We start from the raw sequence: 23,888 nt of genomic DNA, 5'->3' as shown, positions 1-23,888 counted from the left end.
GCGGATCGCATCCGCCGTGCGCGGATCGCATCCACCGCGCACGGATCGCATCCGCCGTGCGCGGTTCGCCTCGCGTGAGCTTCGACGCCGCTAACGCTTGCAGATGCCCGGCGCAGCGAGCGCCAATTGAGCGGCGCCGCGGACTTGGGCGCGCACGTCTTTGCCGGTGACCTTGGCGAGGCGGCGCGCCAGATCGGGCGGATGGATCTTGCCGAGGGCGTCGATGGAGGCGAGGCCCAAGGTAAGCTCGTTCGCCTCGGCGTTGGGCGCGGCGGCCTTGGTCGCCAGCTCCGTCAGGCGATCGAGCGCGCTCCCGTCGCACATTTGCGCGAGCGTATGCACCCCGGCCAGGTGCACCTCGGGCGCGTTGTCCTCGTCCAAGAGCGTCCGCACGCGCGCCGCGTACGTCGCCGCGCGGTGCACGCCGAGCGCCTCGACGGCGGCCACGCGGACCTGGGGCAGGGGATCCTCGAGGCCCGCGGCCAGGGCCGCGTCGATGTCGGGCGACTGCGGCATGGCCCCCAGCGCCGAGGCGGCGGCGACGCGCACGAAGGTCCAAGGATCGCGCGCCAAGAGCGCCTCCACGGTGACGGCGGCCGCCGAGAGCCTCTCCTCGGCGATGGCCCGCAGCGCCGCTTCACGCGGGCGCGGCTCGGGATCGCGGAGGCGCTCGATCAGCTCCTGGCGCGCGCCGGGGATCTGCAGCGCGAGCTCCGCCGCCCGCGCGCGCACGGGCCACTCTTTGTCGCGCGACATCAGCGCCGCGAAGCGATCGAGCGACGCCCGATCGCCGCCGCGCGCGAGCTCGGCGATGGGCCCGAGCGCCACATAGCGCGTCTGGAACGAAGGGGCGTTCTTGAGCAGATCGTCCAGGACGGGCAGCGCGTCGTCGCGCACGTCCGCGATGCGCGGCCCCATGGCCCGAAGCAGCTCGAGCCGCCCCTCCGCGTTGCGCCCCGGATCGTGCAGCAGCTCGGTGAGCTTGCCCGGCTCGGCGCTCCGCGCGGCGCGCAGGAAGGCGCCGCGCGTGGTCTGCCGATCCGCGGCCGTGCCCTGCCCGAGCAGCGCAGCGATGGGCGCGAGCCCCGCGCTGGGGGCGAGGAACGCGAGCAACGACGCCAGCTTCGCCCGGCGCGCCACCGGCCCTTCGCCCAAAGCGCGCACCAGCCCCGGCCCGGCCGCGCGCCCGCATCGCTCCAACTTTTCGCGGCCCTTGCGCTCCACGTTGCGGTCTTTGTCGTCGAGCGACGCGATGAGCAGCGGGGCGCCGTCCTCGCACCCCGTGATCACGGCCACGTCGACCCCCAGCGCGCGCCCCGCCGGATCGAGCTCGTTCCACGCTTCCATCACGCCGTCCACGCCGCGCTTGCCCGCGCGCTGGAGCACGGCCGCCGCCGCCTGCGCGCGCGGTCCGCCGCCGAACAAGAGCCGCGCGACCGACACGGTCGACGCGTTCGGCACGTCGAACTCGCTGTACGCCGTCAGCTCGGCCAGGGCGACCTCGGGCCGCGCATTGCTGCGCGCATAAGCTTGATCGAGCACCAGCGCCACGCAACTGGTGCGCGCCGGCTCCTTGAGCGCGATGTCGTACGACGCGCCGGGCTTGAGCCACCCGTCCTCGGGGAGGGTGACGGAGAAGGTCTTCGTGTCCGTCACCAGGAAGAACGAGCGCGGCGCCGTCCCCGCCGTGGCGTTGGCGCCGGGCGGGGCCACCGTGAGCTGAAACCGCACGAGCGGCACCGCCTCGGGGGCGCGCATCACCACGAACTCCCCGAGGCCCATCCCCGAGCGCGCCTCGGCCCATGTCGTCGACGGATTTCCATCGGTGAGCGCCGCCGGTTTGCCCAGCGCCGTGCTCGCGCCCGTGGCCGCGAGCAGCCGCCCGATCGGAACGTCGGCCGGCCCGCCCCGCAGCCCCGCCGCGATGCGCTCGGCACCGTCGCGCTGCGCGCGCGGCAAGCGCTGGAGCGAGGCGCCGCGCAGCTGCATCGACTTGGGATCGAGCACCTGCGGCGACAGAAGCGTCGTCTCGCGGCCGCAGAGGCGCAGGTCCTCCCGCAGATCGCCCACGGCCACGATCGACGTACCATCGCCGCGCGCGAGCACGTCGACCGCGGCCCCCGTGCGATCGCCCTCGCCGTCGCTGCGCCCGCGTGTGAGCCCCGTGACCCCCGCGTACACCACGCGCCCCTTGCCCGACTCGCCGCCCGCGACGATGGCCTCCCACGCCGCCTTGCGCGTCTTCGAGGGGACGACCACGTGCACCACGTTGCGTCCCTCGCCCACGGCGACCGGGGCGATGCGCACGCTCTTGCCGTCCGGCAGCTCGTTGCGATCGAGCTCGATGGCCACCGCCTCGCTGCCGTAGCGCATCGACCCCGCGGCGAGGTCCACGCTCACCGCGATGGCCGCGAGCCCGCCGCCCGCTGGAGCGCTCCCCTCGGTGGTGGCGTGCGCCGTGGCCGGCAGCGCGAGGAGCAGCGCCACGAGCCGCAACGGCGAGCGAGAGCGGGCGACTGAGCCGAGCTGCATCGATCTTCGGACCTTGGCCATGGCCCACGACCATACCCGCATTTCTTGCCCTGCTCCCCCACCGTATGACACACCCAGACGCGATGCGACGGTGGATCCTGGGGCTATCGGCCGCGGCAGCGTGCGTCGGCCTTTTTTACCTCGTGCGAGAATTTCCCGTGGGTCGCCTGCTCGGGGTCGGACCTCTGGGCGGAAAGCAAGTCGACGAGCCGTCGGTCTCCCACGTGGCACCTAGCTCGCCCAACGGCCTCCCCGAGGGCAGCAAAGGGGGTCCGAGCGCCACCCGACCCGAGCCGGGCGCGACGGCGGCCGCGCTGCCCGGCGCGAGCCCGCTGCTAGCGGGGCTCGACCTCGTGCACATTGGCTTCGACGACGAAGGCACGACCGCTCCTCTCCCGAACCAAGGCGTGGCGCGGCTCTCGGTCGATCCCGCGCTGCAGCGCATCGCCCAAGGCATCCTGGCGGGTCGCCATCTTCCGGAGGCCGCCATCGTCATGGTCGATCCCGTCACGGGCCGCGTGCTCGTGTACGCCAGCCACGTCGAGTCGGGCGGCCCGCGCGATCTGTGCGCGCGCGCGATCGCGCCGGCGGCCAGCGTCTTCAAGGTGGTCACGGGCACCGCGCTCGTAGACACCGCGGACATGGGGCCCGAGACGCGTGAGTGCTATGCGGGCGGTGGCGAGCAGCGCATCGTCGCGGGCGACTTGGAGGAGAACCCGCGCCGCGACCGGTGGTGCATCACGCTCTCCAACGCGATGGGGCGCAGCATCAACCCCGTCTTTGCGCGCCTGGCGCTGCGCAGGCTCAAGCCGAAGGATCTGGAGCTCACCGCGCAGGCGTACGGCTTCGGGCAGAAGGTCCCCTTCGATGTCGACGTCGAGCCGAGCGCGCTGCAGATCCCCGGCGATCGCTTGGAGTATGCGCGCACCGCCGCGGGCTTCTTCCACACCACGCTCTCGCCGCTGCAGGCCGCCGCCATGAGCACCACGCTCGCGCGGGGCGGCGAGGCGATTCGCCTTCACGTCGTGCGCGAGGCGCTGGATGCGCAAGGTAAAGCCATCTACACGGAGCCCGACAAACCTTCTGTGCGCCGCGTGCTGAAGCCGGAGACGGCGCAAGCCGTCGTCGCCATGATGGAGCACACCGTCACGGAGGGGACCGCGTACCGCGCGTTCCGCGATTCCTCGGGGCGGCCGTTTCTGCGGGGAATTCCCGTGGCGGGAAAGACGGGCACCCTCTCCGATCACGAGACCGGGCGGCTCTTCACGTGGTTCACGGGCTTCGCGCCGAGTCATGCCGTTGCCGTCGAGGGCGACGTGAAGCCGGTCGCCATCGCGGTGTTGGTCGTCAACAACCCCGCGTGGAACGTCAAAGCCAACGTCGTCGCGCGCGAAATGTTGCGCGCCTACTTCGCGCAGCAGAATCTCGAGCACATTACGGCGCCGGGCGCGGCGCTCTCGGGCCGGCGGCCGCGACGGCGCGCAGCTCTGCATGCGTTGCGCGCAGGCAACGAAAACAGCGAAAATCAAGGCAGAGACCGCGACCGCGACCGAACGCGGGTGGCCCTGGCGCTGGGAAGAAGTCAGCCCGTACTTTCGGCCACCGCTTCTTCGCGACCACGTACTTCGAGCCGATAACGACTGTTAATCGTCTCGATGTAAAAAACTTCGCGGCCACAGATGCGGAGCACCCGTTTGACCGGAGTGGTCACGTATTCATGCATGCCATCGGGGAATTCGATGACGACCACCGAGCCCTTGCGCGGCGCTCGGACCAATCGGCCCGCAACGGCGCGCGAGCCCTTACCAAGCTTTCGCAGGACCACGTCCACGTCCTCAATCTAGCATCCTCGATTCGGACGTCTACTGAGGTATTTGTGCACCATTGTGCTCGACGCATTGTGGCGTCTGGTCGAAGCGACATCAGCCCAGTGCCCCAAGCGCCTGGACCCAACCCCGTACGGAACATCCGAGCACCTTGGACTGTGAAGTTACGCACGTCAGGTGACATTGGGAAGAGCGGCCCCTGTCTCGAGGGTTGACGGGATCCCCGAGACTCTGCAAAGTGCGCTCCAACCCGCTGGCTCGCTTGGCGTTTGCCTGTTGCAAGCCGGTGAAATCATTCGATTCTACGAGGACACCATGGGCAAGTTCGATCGCCGCAACTCGCAAAAGATGAAGCGTCGCAAGGGTCAGGTGAAGAAAAAGGAGCGCGCCAAGCGCCAAGCTCAAGCGCGTTCTCAAGCAACCACCGCGCCTGCTCCGAAGGCCAAGAAGAGCTCTGGTGCCAAGCCCGAGGCGAAGGCGGAATAGGCGAGACGATTTTTTCAGAAGGGGACGGTCGCGACAAAATAGAACTTGTCGAGACCGCCGCTCGCCAGCCCTTTGGCGTAGCCGATCCGGAACGTAAAATTGAGGATGTAGGCCAGAAGCGAGTCGAGCCAAAGCTCGCCGCCCACGCCGGTCTTGAACATGGCCGTGGTGGCATCGTCGAAGGCGCTGCCATAGTCGAGGAAGACCGCGCCGGTCAGCCGGTTGAAAAAGACCGGAAAGGTGGAGAATCCTCGATCGATGTTGACGATCGGAAACCGGTACTCGGCGTTGAACAGAGCATAGTGGCGCCCGGCTTCGGCGACCGGCGGATAGCCTCGAAGCGCCACGCCTCCTTGAATCAGCACGTTGCGAACGACGTCGTAGAGCGGCAAATCGACCATGCCGCCCACGGAGTACGCGCGGCCGAAGTTGCCGCCGCTGGTGCCGGTGCCCGCGTGAAGGGCGAGCGCGTGATGCTGCAGCCACGGCATCGTGAAGTAGGTCGAAAAGTCGAGCGTGGCGCCGTAGCCCGAAAAATCGCTGGCGATGGCCGTGTTCGTGAAGTCGAAGTTGGCGCTGATGCTGAAGCCCTTCTCGGCGCCGATGCTGTAGAGGAAGCGCTGCGCGTTGGAGTACCCCCAGCCGAGGTGCACCGACGCCATCATCCCGCGCCCGCCCGGGATGACCGGTGTGTCGTAGGGATCGAGCTTGTCGGCCGGGATCGGAAGATCGCCGCCCAAGCGGGTGACGCCGTAGCTGAGGGCGAAGGATTGGCCGTCGAAGCCCGTGTAGCTGGGTAGGCCGTAGCTGATGCCGGTGGAAAAGCCGAGCGCCTCTTGGATCCACGTGGGCTTGTAGTTCGGCCCGAGCTGGTAGCCGCCGCGCGGGGTGATGGTGCGCGAGACGCTCATGTTGAGATCGACCGGCAGGCGCGCGTACGTGTAGCCGAGGCCGAACTGCAAATACGGTCGCTCGAACTCCGTGGTCATGCTGGCCGCCAAAAGGTGGTGGCCCGCGATGTCGGCGCCGTCGGCGGTCACCACCGCCATTTGCCCGAAATTCCCCGGCGTGATCGACACGCCGAAGCGGCGGGGGCGCAAGGTCTCGAGCGGGTTGTAGCCGGTGACGGGGAACTCGTAGTGCGGCGGCGTGGGGTTGGGCGCCGGGCGATCGTTGATGTACGGCAGCGGGTCGAGCCACTCGCTCTCGCGCAGCGGCATGGCGAAGAGATCGAAGCCCGTGTGCGTGTAGCCGAGATAGGCCAAGGTGCGACCATCGGGCGAGACGGCGGGCTGGTAGGCGCCGTTCACCACGTTGGTGACCTGTTTCAGCTCGTGGGTCTGCACGTTCCACGCGTACACGTTGCTGACCCCCGAGCGGTCCGAGTGGAAGAAGAGCCAGCGGCCGTCGGGTGAGAACGAGGGGCCGCCCTCTTGCGCGCGATCGTGCGCGATCTCCACGTACGAGCCGTCGGCCGTGTCCACATAGCGGATGTCGCGGTAGCCGCCCTCGGTCCACACGGAGTAGGCGACGTGACGGTTGTCGGGGGACCACTCGGGCGCGAAGGCCTGCTCGAAGCTGCTGCTCCGAACCAGCGCGCGAACGTGGGTGACCGTGTCGTCCGCGCGATCGGCGATCTGCACGTAGCGCGTGCCGCGGTGGTTGGTGGTGAACACGACCCGGCGGCCATCGGGCGAGACGGAAGGGTCGGCGGCGCGGAAGCCCTGGGTCAAGCGGGTCCGCTTGCCATCGATGCCGCTCGGGCTCTTTTCGCCCGCGCCGAGCTGGAACAGATCGCCGAAGCCGAAGATGCGTCGAAATGGCGCCTGCGACTCGAAGACGACCGTGCCGTCGGGGGCGAAGCTCGCGTGGGCCACGCCGTTGGTGCGCACCACCAGCTCGCGCCCTTTGTCGTCGGCCGAGACCACGGCGCCTTGGGGATCGCGCGTGAGGTCGATGGCGTAGAGGCCCGGGGTCGAGTGCCCGTCGTCGCGAAAGTAAACGAGGCCGCCTTGGTGATCGGGCCAGCTGTTCGCGGGGATCCACACCGGGTGCTGCGCGGAGTTGCCGCCGTACGTGAGGCGCACGCCCTCGCGAAGGCCGCGGGCGCGGATGGCGTCGCGCTGCGCGCCGAAGTCCCGCTGGAGCGACGCGATCCACTGCGGGTACAGATCTTCGTACGTCTTGCCGATGGCGCGGCGCAGGGAGCGATTGACGGACAGCGGGATCACTTGTTGGCCGAAGTCATCGATGACCTCGCGGATGACGCCCTCGCCGTACTGCTCTTGGATCCACTTCAGGAAGAAGGAGCCGTACAGGTACCAGATGTTGCCCTGCGGCCAGCGGCGCGGCGTGTTGGAGAACACGTCGAGCGGCGCCACGTTGTTCTCCAGGACGTCGGCGCGCATGAACATCTGCCACTGCGAGGAGCGCAGGCGCCCTCCGCTGGTGCGCTTCGACTCTTCGTAGACCGCGAGCCCCTCGATGAACCAGCGCGGCTGCACTTGATTGGGCGAGAAGCGCTTGCCGAGCAGCGCGTTGCCCAGGGCGGGCAGGCCGCGGATCTGATCGATGTGCAGGGTGTGCGTGTACTCGTGCGTGAAGAGCGTCTCGAACCAATCGTCGTAGTCCGAGAGCGGCGACAGATCGTCGGGCGCGGTGACGAAGAGGCGAATGGCGTTGTACGGGATGATCGAGGTGAAGCCGTTGGCGCTGTCGGTCTGGTCGAAGATCGCCACCTCGACTTTTTCCGCGGGCGACCAGTTGATCACGGGCGAGAGGCGGTAGTGGATCGCCTCGGCCTGGTCGGCCAAGCGCTTGGCGAGCTCTTCCTCGCCCGAGTAATACGAGATGCGGAAATGCGGCGTGGTGATCGTCTTCCAGACCAGGTTCGGATCGTTCGCGGCGCGCGCGGCTCTCGGGAGGGCCGAGAGCGCTCCGAAGAGGACGAGAACCAGGGAGGCGAAAAGGAAGAAGCGATGCAAACGCGTGCAATCCGCCGGGCGCGGAGGGGTTGTGCGGGATCCGCGCGGGCGCGGAGACGCGCGAGACGAGAGCTCCGCGGGAGTTTACACGTCCCGGGTGCCGCGCTCACGAAACGTCATGCGCGCTCACAAATCGTCGTGGAAGAGGGGCTCGCGATTGCGCACGTACCGGTAGACGAGCTGCCGCGCTTCCTGCGTGATTTGCGTGAACTGCGCGCCGAATCCGGGCGGTGCGTCGCTCCCATCGGACTGCTCCCGAGCCCAGCGCACGATTCCGTTGGCCTCGAACTCATAGCCGCCGGGCAGGGATACTTTGAGCCGCACGGGCGTGCCCAGCTTCGGGATCATGTAGGTCTGCACGAACAGACCGCCGTGATCGATGATGTCGTTGCCCGATAGCCCCTTGTAAAAATTGCTCGCGCTGTGCGCGCCCAAGTCGGCGCTCACCACGGGGAGCTCCCCCGAGCTCGAGCCCGAGGGCGAATGGGCCCCCGCGCCGGGGTGCGCGGCCGCCGAGTGCGACGCGGACTGCTGCTGCACATGCGGCGGCGCGGGCGGCGGCGTGTAGGCGTAAGCCGGGGCAGGCTGCTGAACGGGCTGCGACGGCGGCTGAAAGACGGCGGTCTGCGGCTGGGTCGGCGCATGGTATGCGGCCTGCGGATACGGGGCAGGCTGGGCCGCCTGCTGCGGGAACGCAGGGGCCTGCTGCGGGAACGCCGGCGCCGGCTGCGGAAATGCAGGGGCCGGCTGCGGGTAACCGGCGGGCTGCTGCTGCAAATACGAGGGCGCGCCGGCGGGGGGCGCATACGCCGGGTACGCGGGCTGCGAGCTGGAGGCCTGGTGCACCAGGGGAATGGGCGCGGCTTGCTGCGGCGGGGCGATGGGCGCCTGCGGCGGAGGTGGTGCTGCCAGCGGGGCACCGGCGGTGGCGAGCTGGTTGAGCGCGTGGACCAAGCTCAAGGAGGAGGCGACCGACTCCGTCGCCACGCTCACGGCGGGGTGCGCGGCGTGGAGGCCCTGGAGTTGGCTCAGCACCTTGCGCACATTTTCCAGCGCGATTCCGGCGTAAGGATGGAGCTGCGTCCCGTTCGAGCGCTCGATTTGGTGCAGCGCCCCCATGGATTGCGCGATCACGGCGGCCAGATCGAGCAGGGAAGGCGGCACCGTGGGATCCGATTGCAAAGCTTGAAGGCCGCGCGACAGGGACTCTCGGGCAATACGAGCGGTTGAAGCGGGATCGGGCACGGTCATCTCCTCGGTTTTGGAGAATGCTACAGGGTCGACGAATGCAGTGAAATCACCATCAGCCAAGCGCCAATGTGATCAAGGATGCGAGCTCCTTGGTTCCGAGCTCGAGGTCGGTGTCCACGTCGCGCCCTGAAATCAGCCGCAGTCCGCGGTCTCCAGTGCGCACCACGACCGAGCCGTTCACCACGGCGGCCTCGGTGGGCATGAGCGCGCGCGGTACGTCATCGGTGGGCTCGGCGCGGGTGATCAGCACCGGGTGATGGCCGATTTCCGCCCACATGCCGGGCCACGGTGAGGCGGCGCGGATGCGGCGCGCGATGCGATCGGAGGTGTCCTTCCACTGCACGACCAGATCGTCGTCGCTGGGCGCGGGGGCGTCGGTGGCGCGCGATTCGTCTTGCGGCACCGCCGTGGGGGGCTCGCCCCGAGCGAAGCGCGCCACCGTTTCGCGCAAGAGCGCCAGCGAGGGGCGATCGAGCTTGCGCGCCAGGGTCCACGCGCTCCATGAGGGGTCGACGGGCATCTCGCGCTGCGCGTAAATCGCGCCGGTGTCGTAGTGCTCGTCGATGCGGTGCGCGGTGACGCCGGTGATCGGATCGCCGCTGTCGATGGTCCAGAAGTACGGATCGGCGCCGCGGTGGCGCGGGAGCAGCGAGGGGTGCACATTCAAGCCGCCGAACGGGGCCGCCTCGAAGATGGGCCGGGGGATGCGGTTGGTCCAAAACCAGCTCACCACCAGATCCGGCCGCAGCGCCCGAACGCGCGGCGCCAGCTCGTCGAGGTTTGGCTTCATGAGGACGCGCTCGCGTCCGAGCCGCCGGGTGAGCCGGCGGAGGCCGAGTGCATCGGTTCGGCTGATGGCGGCGAGCGCGATCTCGTGACCATCGCGCTCGAGCAGGAGCGCACCGAGCGGCAGACCACAGAAGAAGATGCGCAGGGCTGCCTCGCTCGCTCGCGGCTACACGGTCTGGACGAGGACGCCCGTTGCGGGCTCGTCGCCCACCATGCGCAAGAGCGCCGAGCGCATCGCGTGCTCGACCAACGTCCAGAGCTGCGCGCGATCGGTGGAGCGCCCGAGGAAGCCGATGGGGATGCGGAAGCCTCCCTTGTCGCGGCGGCCGCCGCCGTACGGACGGCCTTTGTCGTCGTAGCCGAAGGCTTGTTCGAGCCAAGCCGACGGATCCACGCTCGGCGAGTGGGTGCGCAGCGAGCCCTCGATGAAGCGATCGCCCACGACGCCGTAGACGACCACGGTGTCGATGTCCTCGCGACGGACCAGAAAATCCGCGGCCTGCGCGATGGTGTCCCGGTCGCCTTCGGAGACGAACCCAATGCCGGCCATGGCGAAATTGCGCCGCACGACCAACGAGGCGAGGGCGCGCGCCATCACATCCATCGCGCTTGGCGCGATCAGGCGGCGGCTCAGATCGGCCAGCAGATCGCGATCGCACACCTCGATGATCTCGGAGGCGGCACGGAAATCTCCTGCGCGCGCCAGCATGAAGTCGTCGGTGTCGGTGGCGAGGCCGTGCATCAGCGCGGTGGCGATGTGGCGGTCGTCTTCGTTTTCGCTGTCGAGCGGCGCCAGCTGCTCCAGGTACTCGACGAAGATGGTAGCGGTGGCCCCGACATCGGGCCGCAGATCGACGAAGCGCGCCGTGGGCGGCACGGGGGCGCGGTGGTGGTCGACGATGGTGAGCACCTCCAGCCCTTCGACATCGGCCAGGTCGGGGTCCACGTCGTAGGCGTCGACGAAGGAGAGGAAGTCGACGTTCCCTACCTCCTTGACGCTCTTGATCTTTCGCAGCTCCACGCCGAGCAGCTTCACCAGGGCGCGGTTCTCGCGATGACTCAGCTCATGGCAGTAGCCGATGGTCATCTTGCCGACGCCACAGCGCTGGCCAATGTGCACTTGCGCCATGGCGGAGGCGATCCCGTCGGGATCGGGGTGACCGCGCAGTGCAATGAGCACATGCTTGCCTTTTGCCTCGGCCAACGCGTCGGCAAACGCCCGTGCACGCTCGGGTGGGGCGACGGCAGCCGCAGCGGTCGGAACGGGTAAACGTCGGACCGGATCGGACATTTTTTGACTCGGGCTGGGTTTCGGGGTCAAGGCGGAAACCATACCAATTCTACTCCGAATTCCAATTCGCATGCCCAAACCTTCGAGCCGAAGGCCATGGAGACCGCCGTGCTACCTGCACGCCGGTTCGGCATGAGGTAGCTATCACATCTTCTTCGGCTTGTTGAGTCGGGCCATGTGCTTCAACTGGCTCTCCAGGTGGCGCGTCGATTCCACGTATAAGGACCCCCGTGCAGATAGCTTCATCGAAAGGTGCATCGCCGAGCTGGTGGAGAAGAAAGAGGAGCTCGAAAAGCTCGAGGAGAATATGCGTCGCGATTCGGCGTGCGCTCGTCCTTCCGCTCATCATCGCGCTGCCGCCGCTCTTTTGGGTGATCGACGCGACCAGCCGCGCGTCGCTGACCACGCTAGGCCGGGATCAGGGCATCTTTCAGTATGTGGCGTGGGCGCTGAAACAAGGCGCCGTCGACTACCGCGACGTGCGCGACGTGAACGGTCCGCTGACCCATCTCGTGCACATGGTCCTCCTCGCGTTCGGTGGCGCCGATGAACATCGGTTCCGTGTCCTCGATCTGACCATCACCGGCATCGGCTTTGCGTTCGCCGGCGCCTGCCTCCCCGGCGTCATCAAGAAGAAGGTCACCTGGCTCGATCGCGCAGCGTGGGCCTTCGCGGGGTGGGTCGTTCTGAGCGGCCAGCACGTGATGTACCTGTACTGGGATCTCGCGCAGCGCGAGAGCTTCTTCGACTGGTTCATGCTGAGCGCCGTGGCGCTGCAGCTCGCCGCGCAGCGGGGGCTCGCGCGGGGAGCGGCGGTCGGGGGTGGGCCTGGAGCTCTCCCGCCGCGGGGGGCCGCGAGCATCGTGGCGCGCGCGTGGCCGATCGCGCTGGCGGCGGGGCTCGGCGCGATCACGTGGTTCGGCAAGCCGACGTACGTGGTGTTCACGGTGGTGCAGCTGGTGGCGCTGGTGGTCGATCGCGAGCTCGGGCTCTCGCAGAAGCAGCGCCTCGGGGTGTTCGCGCTGGGCGCGGCGGTGGGCGCGGCGACGCAGCTGGCCTTTTTGGTCGCGTACGCGGACGTGGGCGCGTTCTTGCGGATTTACTTCGTGGACGTGCCGGCGATGTACCGCTTCATGCTCCCGCGCACGCCGGTGGAGATCCTTTCACCGCAGTGGGGAGGCACCGCGGCCGCCATCGCCATCACGACCATGGTCGTGCACCTCGGGCTCATCGCCGAGGGGCACCTCCCGCGCCGGACCATCGGCGTGGCGTTGGTGCCGCTGGCGGGGCTCGTGAGCGTCCTCGCGCAGGCCAAAGGCTTCGGGTACCACTTTCACCCGGTGACCGCGGGCATGCACATGCAGTGGCTCCTGCTCATCGTGTGGCTCTGGGAGAAGTTCGGCCGCGCGCCGCGCACGCGTCCTCTCGCGCGCCTCGTTCCATATGCGGCGGGGACGGCGCTGGCCATGAAGCTGGGGGTGGTGCTTCCATCGTCGCCGCACGTGCAGGATCTGTGGATCCTCGGCAAGGCGCGCGACCGGGTGGATCGCGAGAGCCACGACTACTTGATCTACTTTCGCGACAAGGATTTCTTCCCGTGGGAGATGCGCCAGACCGCGCGCTACCTGCAGGAGCACACGCGCCCGGACGAACGCGTCCAGATCTACGGCATGGACCCGTACCTGCTCTTCTTGGCCGGGCGGATGAGCGCGACGCCGTACATCTATGTGTACGATCTCAACGTGGACGCTGCGCTCGGCGGTTCGTGGATGCCCGATGGCGTGCGGCCCAACCCGAAACAAGCCGACGTCATCGTGAAGATGCGCGACGCGCATGAGCGCGACATGCTCGATCGGCTCAAGCTGGCACCGCCCGCGGCGTTCGTCTTCTTCGACAAGTCGCCGCTGACCTCGAACGAGAGCGCGGTGGTCGACTTCACCGAGCACTGCCCCGAGAGCGCCGCGTGGGTGCGCGAGCGCTACCGCGAGACCGCCGTGTTTGGCGAAGATCGCGTGTGGATGCGAAACGATGTGGCCGAACGAATCGCCGCTGCGCCCGTCTCGAACTGAGTCATCGGTCGGGCCCAATGTCACACGAACGACACCTAAAAGCGACGGAACCGTTATAAATTGGCCATGTTGAGCCTCACGTGTACGTGAATCGTCGCCGGAACGAAGCCTAAAGTGGGCTACGCTGAATGGGCGATTCGGTCTCCCACATGGAAGAATCCATCAATATTTCCGAGCTTGCCACCTTACAAGCTTCCCAGACTCCCGCTGCGGGACCCGTATCTTCCGTTCCCATAGGGCCCGCATCGTCGGGCAGCTTGAATGGAACGCCCCCGCACAGCGCATCGCAGCTAACCCAGAGCGATGGCACCTTGGATTTGCGGTCGCCGTACCTGTACCTGAACCGTGAGCTTTCGTGGCTCGAGTTCAATGCGCGGGTGCTGGCCGAGGCCGAAAACGAGGCGGTGCCGCTGCTCGAGCGCCTCAAGTTCCACGCGATCTTTGCGTCGAACCTCGACGAGTTTTTCATGGTGCGCGTCGCCGGTCTCAAGCAGCAGCTGACCGGTGAAGTGGGCGAGCTCCCGCCCGACGGAATGACGCCCTCCGAGCAACTTGCGGCCATCTCCGCCAGGGTTCATGCGCTGGTGGCGCAGCAGTCGATCGCGCTCGAAACGCAACTTTTGCCCCGATTGGCCGAGCAGGGCACCCTCATCATCACCCCGGAGCAACTGTCCGCCGAGCAGCTGGCGCAGCTCGACGGCATGTTCCACAACGAGATCTTCCCGATCCTGACGCCGATCGCCGTCGATCCGGGGCATCCGTTTCCGCACCTCCGCAACAAGAGCCTGAACCTCGGGATCATGTTTGCGCGCGAGGAGGGGCACGAGTCGGGCTTTGGCGTGGTGCAGGTGCCGATGATGCTCCCGCGCCTCATCGAGGTGGGCGGCGTGCGCTTGTCCGACGGCACCTTGGCGAAGCATGCGTTCGTCCTGGTCGAGGCGCTGATCGCGCGGCACGTGGGGACCATCTTTCCGGGGGTTCGGCCCAAGGGGGTCTACGTCTTCCGCGTGACCCGCAACTTCGACCTCGAGATCGACGAGGAAGAGGCCGACGATCTTCTGCAGACCATCCAGCAGGAGCTCCGCAGGCGCGAGCGCGGCAACGCCGTGCGCCTGGAGGTCGCGGGGGAGCCCACGCAGGCCTCGCTGACCAAATTGATCAAGGCGCTGAAGCTCGATCCCGAGCGCGACGTGTACCGCGCCACGGGGATGCTCAACGTCGCCGACTTGATGCGCATCGTGTCGCGCGACGAGCGGCGTGAGCTGCGCGACGAGTCCTTCGCGGGCTATGTGGCCCCGCCGCTGCGCGACGCCGAGGATCTGTTCGCGGTCCTGCGCGAAGGCGACATCGTGCTGCAGCACCCGTACGATTCGTACGACACCATCGTGGACTTCATCACGCGCGCGGCCGACGACCCCGACGTGCTGGCGATCAAGCAGACGCTCTACCGCGCCGGCGGCGACTCGCCGATCATCAAGGCGCTCATGCGCGCGGCGGAGGCGGGCAAGCAGGTGACCGCCATCGTGGAGCTCAAGGCGCGCTTCGACGAGGAGTCGAACATCGTCTGGGCGCGGACCTTGGAGCAGGCGGGCGTGAACGTGGTGTACGGCCTCCTGGGCCTGAAGACGCACGCCAAGTGCTTGTTGGTGGTGCGGCGCGAGAAGGGCAAGCTCCGCCGATACGTGCATCTTGCAACCGGCAACTACAACCCGACCACGGCGAGGATGTACACGGACATCTCGCTCTTCACGTCGAAGCCGCACATCGGCGAGGACGCCTCGTCGCTCTTCAATTTGCTCACCGGATACAGCGCGCCGCCCAAGTGGAACTCGTTCATCGTGGCGCCCCTCGGGCTCCACGAGGCGGTGCTGGGGCTCATCCAGCGCGAGACGGAGCACGCGCGGGCAGGGCGGCCGGCGCGCATCATCGCCAAGATGAACGCCCTGGTCGACGAGGACGTGATCGAGGCGCTCTACCGCGCTTCGCAAGCGGGCGTGTCGATCACCTTGTTGGTGCGCGGCATCTGCTGCTTGCGGCCGGGGGTGGCGCGCGTGAGCGACACCATCGAGGTGCGGGCCATCGTCGATCGCTTCCTCGAGCACGGGCGGATTTTGTACTTCGCCAACGGCGGTAAAGAGGAGGTCTTCATCGCCAGCGCGGACTGGATGCCAAGAAATTTCCACCGGCGGGTGGAGGTGATGGTGCCCATCGAGGACGCTGCAATGCGGATGCGCCTCATCGAAGTGCTGCACGTGCAGTGCGCCGACAACGTGAAATCGTGGTTTTTGCGGTCCGATGGGAGCTACGCGCGGGTGGCGCCGCCCGCGGCCGGGCAAGCCGCGGTGCGCGCGCAGCAAAGGTTCATGGAGCTCGCGCGGGATCGGGTCAAAGCGTCGGAGGTGGCCGGGAGGCCCTCGCGGTTCCATCTGCCGCCGATGCAGGCGCGTCAGCTCGAAGGGCAGGGGGTGCGCACGCGCAGACGGCGTGAGGCTCCGCCGGTAAAGAAGTAGCCGGCGCGCCGTTCCGCGATATCATCCACGGATCGTGATCTTCGGGATGACAAGGGGCGAGATCGCCCTGGTTCTCTTCATTTTTGCGCTGGTGTACGGCGCCGGGCTGCTGCCGCGCCTCGTGCAGATCATCGGTCAGGGCCTGGGGAGGGATCCTCGAGGGCAATGAGCGCGGGCAGCGTGCGACCGCAGGATGCGGAGAGGCCAAAAATGAACAAGGCCACCGTATTCGTGAGCGATCCCTCCGTGGAGGCGGAGCGCGTTTCGCAGACCTTGCGCGGCGAGGGCTACACGGTGGTGGACGTGCCCTTGTCCATGTTGGTCGCGCGCGTCGCCGTTCAGCGGCCTCGGGTGGTGCTGGTCGACGCCGACGCCGACGGCGCCCTCGAGGTGGTGGCGCGGATGCGCGAGCTCCCGGACGGCGATTCAATCGATGTGCTCTACATTGGTCGTGCTCCCATCGAGCCGGGTTACGCGTTGGAGGGGCGCGGGTCGCGGCCATCGAACCCCGAGGCGAAGGGGCCGTCGCGCCAAACGTCGGACCCGGAGGTGCGCGTGCTGCCGCGCCCGGCGTTCGACGCCGAGGGCGAGCCGCACGGCTCGACGGGCTTCGTGTCGCGGCCCGTCGACATTCACGCGCTGGTTCGCAAGGTGGAAGCGTTGAATCAGCGGGCGCTCGAGGTCTCGGCGGAGCACAAGTCGCTCACCCCCGGCTTCGAGGGGGAGGAGTCCGAGGACGCCGAGGACAAGGTGCCCTCGGGGTGGCAGGCGCCCGACGTGTCCGTGGTCGCCGCGCGCACCCCGGAGGCGCCGCCGTCGATGCGGAGCAGCCCTCCGCCGTCGTCCGGCCCCTCGTCCAACCGCGGCGGGGCCATTTTGCCGCCGCCGAGCATGCGCGCGGAGCGACCGAGCCAGCCGCCTCCTTCGATGGGATCGCTCCCGGCGCTGGCGTCGGCGTCGCATCTGCACGGGGGCGTGGCCGTGCGCAACGCGCTCGCGACGCGGCGGATGGCGAGCGTGCCGGGGCACCTCAGCAGCGAGCTGTCGGAGTTGTTGGCGGAGGCGGAGGAGCGCGTGGGGTACACCAACGCGCACGAATCGAGCCCGCCCTCGCCGGACGAGGAGCTCGAGGCGGTGCTGCCCGAGGAGATCCTGGCCGCCCTCGACGAGCCGCTGGTCGACGACGCGGAGCACGAGCTGTCCGAGAGCAACGAAGGGCCGCGCGCGACGACATCGGCGGGTGGGGGTAAGCATACGACGGGCATTCGCCGTCCGACGACGTCGAGCGGGCTCGCGGCGGCGTCGGGCGGGCTCGCGGCGGCGTCGAGCGGGCTCGCGGCGGCGTCGGGCGGGCTCGCGGCGCCCCGGTACGAGGAGCACGAGGCGCGCGATCATCATACGCACCCTGCGGTGCCGCCGCCGCCACCGTCGGCTCGGCCCGTGCCGGTGCTGGCGTCTTCGCCGTCGCGGCCTCCGGTTCCTGCGCCCGTGCCGTCGCGGCCCCCGGTTCCTGTGCCTGCACCGTCGCGGCCTCCGGGGGCGGCGCTGGCGTCGTCGCGGCCTCCGGCGGCGCCGGAGCGGGAGGCGGCGCGAACGCCGCCGATTTTCGGTCGGGCGCTCGCGAGCGATGCGTTGATGGATTCGTTCGACGCGCACCCGCCGCCGCCCGCGCCGTTGCCTTCGTTTTCGCCGCCGCCGCCCCCGGTGGTGCCGGGGCACTCGCCGTTGCCGCCGCCGCTCGCGCCCGGGCACTCGCCGTTGCCGCCTGCTCCGCCGCCGCCTGCTCCGCCGTTGCCGGCGGCGCGGGTGACCAGCCCGCCGCATCTTCCGCCGAGCGTGCTCGGGGAGGCGGACGCGCCGGTGGCGCTCGCGCGGGCGATCGCGTCGCGGGTGACGGGCACGTTGTGCTTCGAGTCGAAGGACGGCGTTCGCCGCGTGGTGCTGCGCGAAGGGGATCTGGTGACGTGCGCGTCGGGCGTGGACGACGAGAGCCTCATCGCGTACCTGGTGGCGCGGGGCGATCTTCCGCGCGAAAAGCTGAACCAAGTCGCGGGGCGGTTTGCCACCTTCGGGCGGCACGCGGGGGCGGCGCTGGTGGCGCAAGGGTATCTGCGGCAGGACCAGCTGTGGCCCGTGCTTCGGGGGCACGCCGAGTGGATCCTGGGGCGCGCCCTCTTGCTCAAGGACGGCACCGCGGTCATCGAGCCGGAGCCGCCGGGGCGGCTGCGCGGTGAGCCCAGCGTGTTCGGCGGGTCCACGGGCGCCGAGGTGTTCGTGGAGGTGCTCCGCCGCGTGGTCGCGCCGGAGGACGCGATTTTGCGCATGGGCGGCGTGCGCTCGCGCATCGGCGAAGGCCCCAAGCCGCAGCTCTTGACCGAGTGCGCCCTCGGCGCGGCGGAGCTGGCGATCGTCGAAGAGGGGCGCGGGGTCTCCATCGAGGACGCGCTCGAGACGCACGCCGACACGGACATGGGCTCCGTGCTCTACGCGCTCTCGCTCCTCGGCGTGATCAGCGTGGCGCGCTCCATCGGCACCTCCCGTCACGAAGAGGCGCCCGCCGCCGAAATCGACGCGCTCGACGTCGACGCCATCCGCGCCCGCGTTCGCACGCGCCTTCAGCTCGTCGACGAAGGCGATTACTTCGCCATCCTCGGCGTGCCGCGCAACGCCACGGGCTACGAGGTCCGCCGCGCGTTCCTCGAGCTTCGCCGCGCCTTCGAGCCGGCGCGTTTGCTCTCGCCGCGGCTGCTCGATCTCGCCCCCGACGTAAACAAAATCGTCGAGGTGCTCGAAGAGGCGTACGAAATTCTACGCGATGGCGCGCGCCGCGAACGCTACCGGCGCGCGATTGATGGAGCGCCCGGCGCGTGACCGCGCGAGCCGTTCACCGCGAGACGCGTTTTCGTCGCAAGACGCATCAAGAAAGGTGACCAGCAAGCGTTACAATGTAACGAGCCGAGCCGCGCCGGCCAATTGCACAAAACTAAACCCTGGGTTAAGTTGTGTGCATGATATGACAGCTGTTCAGGCGCCAAACTGGGATCGCCTCTTCGAGGCGGCGATCGGCCAGGAGGGGCACTTCACGACGCAGCAGGCAGCGGAGGCCGGCTACTCGCCTCAGCTCCTCGCGAAGTACCTCAAAAACGGGCGGGTCGTTCGCGTGCGCCGCGGGGTCTACCGCATCGTCCATTTTCCCGCGGGCGAGCACGAGGATCTCGCAACGCTTTGGCTCTGGTCGGAGAAGGCCGGCGTCTTCTCGCACGAGACCGCGCTCATGCTCCACGAGCTCTCCGACGTCCTGCCGCGCAAGGTGAACATGACGCTCCCTCAGGACTGGGCCAAGCGCCGCCTTCGCGTCCCGGAGGGGGTTCTTCTCCACTACGACGACATCGAGAAGGACGACCAGGGCGACATTGGGGCCATCCCAGTCACGAACGTGCGCCGTACCTTGATCGACTGCATCGACGCCCACGTGTCGTTCGAGCACATCGACGCCGCGCTTCGGCAGGCGACCGCACGTAAACTGCTCGACGAGCGTGACCAGAAGGCGATCCGAGCGCATGCGAGGGACGCGTGACTCGATACGCGTCGTCGGCGGCGTTCAAACAGGCGCTGGAAGCGCGACTGCGGTCGTCCTCTTCGAGCGGCGCGGACTTCGCGCGTCGTCGTCAGCTCCTTGTGTTCCACCGGTTCCTCGCCCGCGTCGTGCGGGAGCTTGGCGACCGAGTCATTCTCAAGGGTGGCGTCGTCGTCGAGCTCCGCGTCGAACGCGGGCGCACCACGAAGGACATCGATCTGCGCCTCGGGGGCTCGCCCGTCGGTGTACTCGATCGCCTGAAGACGGCCGCAGCCTTCGAGCTCGGCGACTTCATGATCTTCAACGTCAACCCCGACGCCGCGCATCCGGAAATCACGAATGAGGGGATGGTCTACGAAGGGCAGCGCTACCGCGTAACGTGCAAGCTCGCGGGCAAGCCGTACGGGCAGCCGTTCGGACTCGATGTCGCCTTCGCGGATCCCATCTTCGGCGAGCCTGACATCGTCGTCGCGAACAACATCTTGGGCTTCGCGGGTGTCGCACCGCCGTCGCTCCGCGTCTACCCGCTCGAGACGCACATCGCCGAGAAGCTCCACGCGTACACGCTCCCGCGCGCGCGCCCGAACTCGCGCGTCAAGGATCTCCCCGACATCGCGCTGCTCGCCGGGGTGCGGGAGATCGACGGCGCGGGCCTGCGTGCCGCCTTCGAGCAAACCTTCTCCTCCCGCAAGACACACGCGCTCCCGAGCGTGCTGCCGGAGCCACCCCGATCGTGGGCGGCGGTTTACGCGCGGATGGTCATCGAGGACGAGCTGCGCTGGCCGGACATCTCTGCACTGGTCCAGGCGGTCGAGACGTTCCTGAATCCGGCGCTCGCAGGCGAGGTGCGCACCTGGCGTCCGAGTTACTGGTCGTGGAGGTAGTTTTCATCGGCGATGAACGCGTTCCGCACGGTCCGCGGGATGGCACAAGGTGAAAAAGGCGGCTCGGAAGCATCGAGCGGGAGAACCAACCCGCTACGGCGTGACGGCGTCGACCACGAGCGCGCCCTCTTCGACATCGACGGTGGCAACATCGCCGCGTCGGAGCTCGGCGCGCAGGAGCATTTCGGCGATGGGCGCCTCCACGCAACGGGCGATGGTGCGGCGCATGGGGCGGGCGCCGAGCTCGGGATCGTAGCCGCCCAGATCCAGGAGCGCCGCGATGGCCTGTTCGCTGGCGTCCAGGCGGATCCCGCGGGTCTTGTCGAGCTCCGCGGCGAGGGCCGCGAGCATGCGCCGGGCCACCTCCGCCACGTCGGCGCGCGTGAGCGGCGCGAAGGCCATCACCTCGTCGAGGCGGTTGTAGAGCTCGGGCGGCAGCGCGGCGCGTGCGGCGGCGACGATGGCGTCGGCGTAGGCCGTGGCCTCGCGGCGGGCGCTGGCGTCGGCCTCCGCGTCGGACGCGAAGCCGATGCGGCGGTTCGAGGTGCGCGGGCGCGCGACGTCGGCGCCGAGGTTCGAGGTGAGCAGGATCACGGTGTTCGTGAAGTCGACGGTGCGGCCGCGTCCATCGGTGAGGCGGCCGTCGTCGAAGACTTGGAGAAACGCTTCGAGCACGTCCCGGTGCGCCTTTTCGATCTCGTCGAGGAGCACCACTTGGTACGGGCGCCGGCGGACGGCCTCGGTCAAGAACCCCCCCGCTTCGTGCCCGATGTAGCCGGGCGGCGCGCCCACCAAACGCGAGACCGCGTGCGGCTCCGCGTACTCGGAGAGATCGAGACGGGTCATCGCGCTATCGGAGTGGAAGAGCAGCTCGGCGATGGCCTTCGCGGTCTCCGTTTTGCCGACACCGGTGGGACCGAGCAGCAAAAACGACCCGATCGGACGCCGCGACCGAAAGCCGGAGGCGTTGCGACGCAGCACCGCGGCGATCCGCGCGAGCGCGTCGGAGTGGCCCACGATGCGCTTGGCCAAGAGCGACTCGAAGCGCAGCATGCGATCGGCGTCCGTCTCGAGCAGCCGCTCCGCAGGGACGCCCGCGAGCTCCGCGACCACCTCGGCCACCTGCGCGGGCCCCACCTCGTCGAGGTTGCGCCGCCGGCTGCGGGCGCCGGCCAGATCGAGCACGCCGATCGACTTGTCGGGCAGCGCGCGCCCGGGGAGGTACCGCACGCTCCACCGGAGCGATGCCTCCAGCGCCTCCTTGGAATAGCGCGCGCGGTGGTGCCCTTCGAACAGAGGGATGACGCTCTCCATGATGGCCAGCGCCTGCTCGCTCCCGGGCTCCTCCACCTCGACCACGCTGAAGCGCCGCGACAGGGCGCCATCGGCCTCGATGACCCGGCGGTATTCTTTCGGGGTGCTGGTGCCGATGCAGTTCACCTGGCCCGAGGCGAGCGCCGACTTCAGCTCGGAGATGCCCTCCTCGCCCCCGTCGTTCGTCGACGCGAACAAGGTGTGAATCTCCTCGAACACGAGCACGATGCGGCCCTCGCTCTTTTTGACCTCGTTCAAGAGCTGCGACATGCGCTCGGCCAGCTGCCCGCGCATGCCGGTGCCCGCGAGAAGAACCGGCGGCTCGATGGCGATCAGGACGCGATCGTCGAGCGACGACACCCGTTCGCCCGCCGCGATCCGCCGCGCCATGCCGCGCACGATGCTCGTCTTGCCGACGCCGGGTTCCCCGACGAGGCATGCGCTGTTCGCGTGCCGTTTGGCCAAGACGTCCAAGGTGCGCTCGATTTCGGCCTCGCGACCGATGGCCGGATCGAGCTGTCCGAGCGCGGCCGCCAATGTCAAATTCGCTCCGATTTGCGTGAGCAGCGGGAACGCCTTCGGATCGAGCGCAAACCGCGCCGCCCCGTTTCCGCTGCGCATGGCCGCGTCCATCGGCGACGATCCCGACTTGGGGAGATGGGGCGCGTGCACCGTTCGCGGCGTCGAAAGCGGCGCGTGCGGCGCGGGCCGCGTTCGCCGCCGATGTCCGTGCGTTGCGGGCGGCTGCATCGTCATGGGCGGCGCCGCGGGCGGCGACATCGCCAAAGGCGGTGCCGCCGAAGGCGTCCCCGCCGAAGGCATTGCAGGAGGCGGAACGGACGGCGGCGGCGTTGTCGCCGGAGGTACCAACGGAGACGACATCGCCGGGGGCGGAACGGAGGGGCGCGGCGCGCTCGGCGGACGAACCCGCGGCGCAACAGGCTTCGCATTCGGAAGCAGCGGGACGAGGGGCGCCGCCTTCGACACCATCGGGCTCATCGGCGCCGGCGCCATTTGCGACAGCGCCGAGACCCGGCGCGGCATCGCGATCCCCGTCGCCAATTGAAGCGCCGATGTGCGCAGCTTGGTCACGTCGGTTCCGCATTGTGTGATCGCGCGGTGCGCGGCGCACGTACGATCCTGGCAGAGCGCATACAGAAGATGGATCCCCGACGGCTCCGGAAAGGTGGAGCGCGCCGCGAACTCGCGCGCCCGCTGCACTGCGCGCCCGATCGCGTCGGGCGCATCGTCGGTGACCACGCGCGCCGCTTTCAAAAGAACGTCCACGTCGAGCAGGCGATCCTTGAGCAGATCGGCGGCTACGCTTCGACGGTCGGCGATGGCCGCGAGGAGGTGCCCGGTGGTGACCCGCTCTTTGCGTTTGCGCGCGAGCTCCTCCGCCAACTTGCGAAGCGCCACGAGCTCCCCTTCGTGAAAGCGCCCGCTCTTGGCTCCGCGCCCTCCACCACCGTTCGAAGTCGCCTTGTCGCGCGTCGTCATGAACCATCGAGCGTTCGCACACCGAGGTGGCGCGGGCCAAATAAGTGGCGCACCTCGCGCGCGGCCGGTCTCGATTCAACGCCCGAACGCGCCTGGCGGCCTTGGCGAAGGGACCGTTTTCGCCTATACTGACCCGCGAGTCAGAAATGTCGCGCACCGCCGATCCCACCGCCAAGATCTCGCTCCTCCGCGCCGCGGAAGAAGTGTTCGCGGAAAAGGGCCTCGCCGCCGCAAAAGTACAGGACATCACCGCCCGCGCCGGCCTGTCCAAGGGCGCGTTTTATCTGCACTTCGAGAGCAAAGAAGGCGCGTTTCGGCAGGTCGTCGAGGCGTTCCTCGCGCGGTGCATGGTCATGTGCACGGTGCCGAAGCCGATCCCGAGCTCCATGAACGAGCCCGCCCAAGTCCTGGCGCACTGGCAGGAGAAGGACGTGGAAATCATGGAGTTTCTTTGGCAAAACCGCGGAATCGTTCGTATTTTGCCGACGTGTCAGGGCGAGCAAAAGTACCTGTTCGAGACCTTCCGGAGCTCGATCCAGCAAAACTGCATCGACTGGATCGAGATCTGCCAGAAGGCCAAGCTCGTACGCGAAGAACTGGACAGCCGCGTGGCGGCGGCCGTGGTTCAAGGCGCGTGGAACGAGCTGGTGCAGCAGATGATGCACTTGCAGCAAAAGCCCGTGTTTCACGAGCTGATGGAGCAAGTGCAAGGCATCTTGGTGCGTGGGTTGGGGACACCTGCCCTGGTCGACGCCCTGGTGGCCAACGAGCGCCGATCCGCCCACGAATTGCTGGATCGGTCGGTGACCCGTTTCATTGACCGGCCGGTCATTGATAGCGAACGCAGGCGCCGCGTGCGCTCCTGAAGAAAATTT

Annotated in this window: 15 protein-coding genes; 8 read left to right on the top strand and 7 right to left on the bottom strand. The window is 68.5% G+C overall.

Features of this window, described 5'->3' with window-relative positions; genetic code table 11:
- Nucleotides 1-90: 90 nt before the first annotated feature.
- A complete protein-coding gene (locus LZC94_42660; protein ID WXB14515.1) occupies nucleotides 91-2,532 on the bottom strand; it encodes a HEAT repeat domain-containing protein in 2,442 nt (813 codons plus the stop codon).
- A gap of 158 nt (nucleotides 2,533-2,690) precedes the next feature.
- Between LZC94_42660 and LZC94_42655 the strand changes: the two genes are divergently transcribed.
- The gene (locus LZC94_42655; protein WXB14514.1) at nucleotides 2,691-4,169 is read left to right on the top strand and encodes a penicillin-binding protein; all 1,479 of its coding nucleotides are present in this window, start codon (nucleotides 2,691-2,693) and stop codon (nucleotides 4,167-4,169) included.
- On the opposite strand, the gene LZC94_42650 is transcribed toward LZC94_42655, so the two are convergent.
- Complete coding sequence (locus LZC94_42650; protein ID WXB14513.1) at nucleotides 4,115-4,363, bottom strand: hypothetical protein; 249 nt, start codon at nucleotides 4,361-4,363, stop codon at nucleotides 4,115-4,117. The genes LZC94_42655 and LZC94_42650 overlap by 55 nt on opposite strands.
- A 310-nt stretch (nucleotides 4,364-4,673) precedes the next feature.
- Here LZC94_42650 and LZC94_42645 point away from each other — a divergent pair, with 310 nt between their 5' ends.
- Nucleotides 4,674-4,844 (top strand): hypothetical protein, encoded by a 171-nt coding sequence (locus tag LZC94_42645; protein ID WXB14512.1) that lies wholly within the window; start codon nucleotides 4,674-4,676, stop codon nucleotides 4,842-4,844.
- Between the two features lie 14 nt (nucleotides 4,845-4,858).
- Here the strand turns inward: LZC94_42645 and LZC94_42640 are convergent, their stop codons facing one another.
- From LZC94_42640 to LZC94_42625, 4 genes are all read right to left on the bottom strand, one after another.
- The gene (locus tag LZC94_42640; GenBank protein ID WXB14511.1) at nucleotides 4,859-7,828 is read right to left on the bottom strand and encodes a hypothetical protein; all 2,970 of its coding nucleotides are present in this window, start codon (nucleotides 7,826-7,828) and stop codon (nucleotides 4,859-4,861) included.
- Nucleotides 7,829-7,954: 126 nt separating this feature from the next.
- Nucleotides 7,955-8,992 carry a PilZ domain-containing protein gene (locus LZC94_42635; GenBank protein WXB14510.1) on the bottom strand — a complete coding sequence of 346 codons (1,038 nt, stop codon included), beginning with the start codon at nucleotides 8,990-8,992 and terminating at the stop codon, nucleotides 7,955-7,957.
- Nucleotides 8,993-9,131: 139 nt separating this feature from the next.
- Nucleotides 9,132-9,869 carry a hypothetical protein gene (locus LZC94_42630; protein ID WXB14509.1) on the bottom strand — a complete coding sequence of 246 codons (738 nt, stop codon included), beginning with the start codon at nucleotides 9,867-9,869 and terminating at the stop codon, nucleotides 9,132-9,134.
- Between the two features lie 165 nt (nucleotides 9,870-10,034).
- Nucleotides 10,035-11,231, bottom strand: coding sequence for a DHH family phosphoesterase (locus LZC94_42625; protein WXB14508.1), 1,197 nt, complete (start codon nucleotides 11,229-11,231; stop codon nucleotides 10,035-10,037).
- A 299-nt stretch (nucleotides 11,232-11,530) separates the two neighbouring features.
- Between LZC94_42625 and LZC94_42620 the strand changes: the two genes are divergently transcribed.
- The 5 genes from LZC94_42620 to LZC94_42600 all read left to right on the top strand — a co-directional run bounded on the left by LZC94_42620 (nucleotide 11,531) and on the right by LZC94_42600 (nucleotide 20,199).
- A complete protein-coding gene (locus LZC94_42620; protein ID WXB14507.1) occupies nucleotides 11,531-13,228 on the top strand; it encodes a hypothetical protein in 1,698 nt (565 codons plus the stop codon).
- 311 nt (nucleotides 13,229-13,539) lie between these two features.
- The gene (gene ppk1 / locus LZC94_42615; GenBank protein WXB14506.1) at nucleotides 13,540-15,738 is read left to right on the top strand and encodes a polyphosphate kinase 1; all 2,199 of its coding nucleotides are present in this window, start codon (nucleotides 13,540-13,542) and stop codon (nucleotides 15,736-15,738) included.
- A 210-nt stretch (nucleotides 15,739-15,948) separates the two neighbouring features.
- Nucleotides 15,949-18,609: a hypothetical protein gene (locus LZC94_42610; protein ID WXB14505.1), complete on the top strand. Its 2,661-nt coding sequence runs from the start codon at nucleotides 15,949-15,951 to the stop codon at nucleotides 18,607-18,609.
- A 142-nt stretch (nucleotides 18,610-18,751) separates the two neighbouring features.
- A complete protein-coding gene (locus LZC94_42605; protein WXB14504.1) occupies nucleotides 18,752-19,315 on the top strand; it encodes a type IV toxin-antitoxin system AbiEi family antitoxin domain-containing protein in 564 nt (187 codons plus the stop codon).
- On the top strand, nucleotides 19,312-20,199 hold the full coding sequence (locus LZC94_42600; GenBank protein ID WXB14503.1) for a nucleotidyl transferase AbiEii/AbiGii toxin family protein: 888 nt from the start codon (nucleotides 19,312-19,314) through the stop codon (nucleotides 20,197-20,199). Before LZC94_42605 ends, LZC94_42600 begins: the two co-directional genes overlap by 4 nt.
- Nucleotides 20,200-20,292: 93 nt before the next feature.
- On the opposite strand, the gene LZC94_42595 is transcribed toward LZC94_42600, so the two are convergent.
- Nucleotides 20,293-21,903, bottom strand: coding sequence for an ATP-dependent Clp protease ATP-binding subunit (locus tag LZC94_42595; protein WXB20320.1), 1,611 nt, complete (start codon nucleotides 21,901-21,903; stop codon nucleotides 20,293-20,295).
- A gap of 1,256 nt (nucleotides 21,904-23,159) precedes the next feature.
- Between LZC94_42595 and LZC94_42590 the strand changes: the two genes are divergently transcribed.
- Entirely contained in the window at nucleotides 23,160-23,879 is a 720-nt protein-coding gene (locus LZC94_42590) for a TetR/AcrR family transcriptional regulator (GenBank protein WXB14502.1), read from the top strand.
- Nucleotides 23,880-23,888: the final 9 nt, after the last annotated feature.

This window comes from Sorangiineae bacterium MSr11954, from assembly GCA_037157815.1.
In the GTDB taxonomy this organism is placed as follows: domain Bacteria; phylum Myxococcota_A; class Polyangia; order Polyangiales; family Polyangiaceae; genus Pendulispora; species Pendulispora albinea.
Note: the sequence above shows the minus strand (reverse complement) of the source record. Positions and strands in the feature narration are given on the sequence as shown.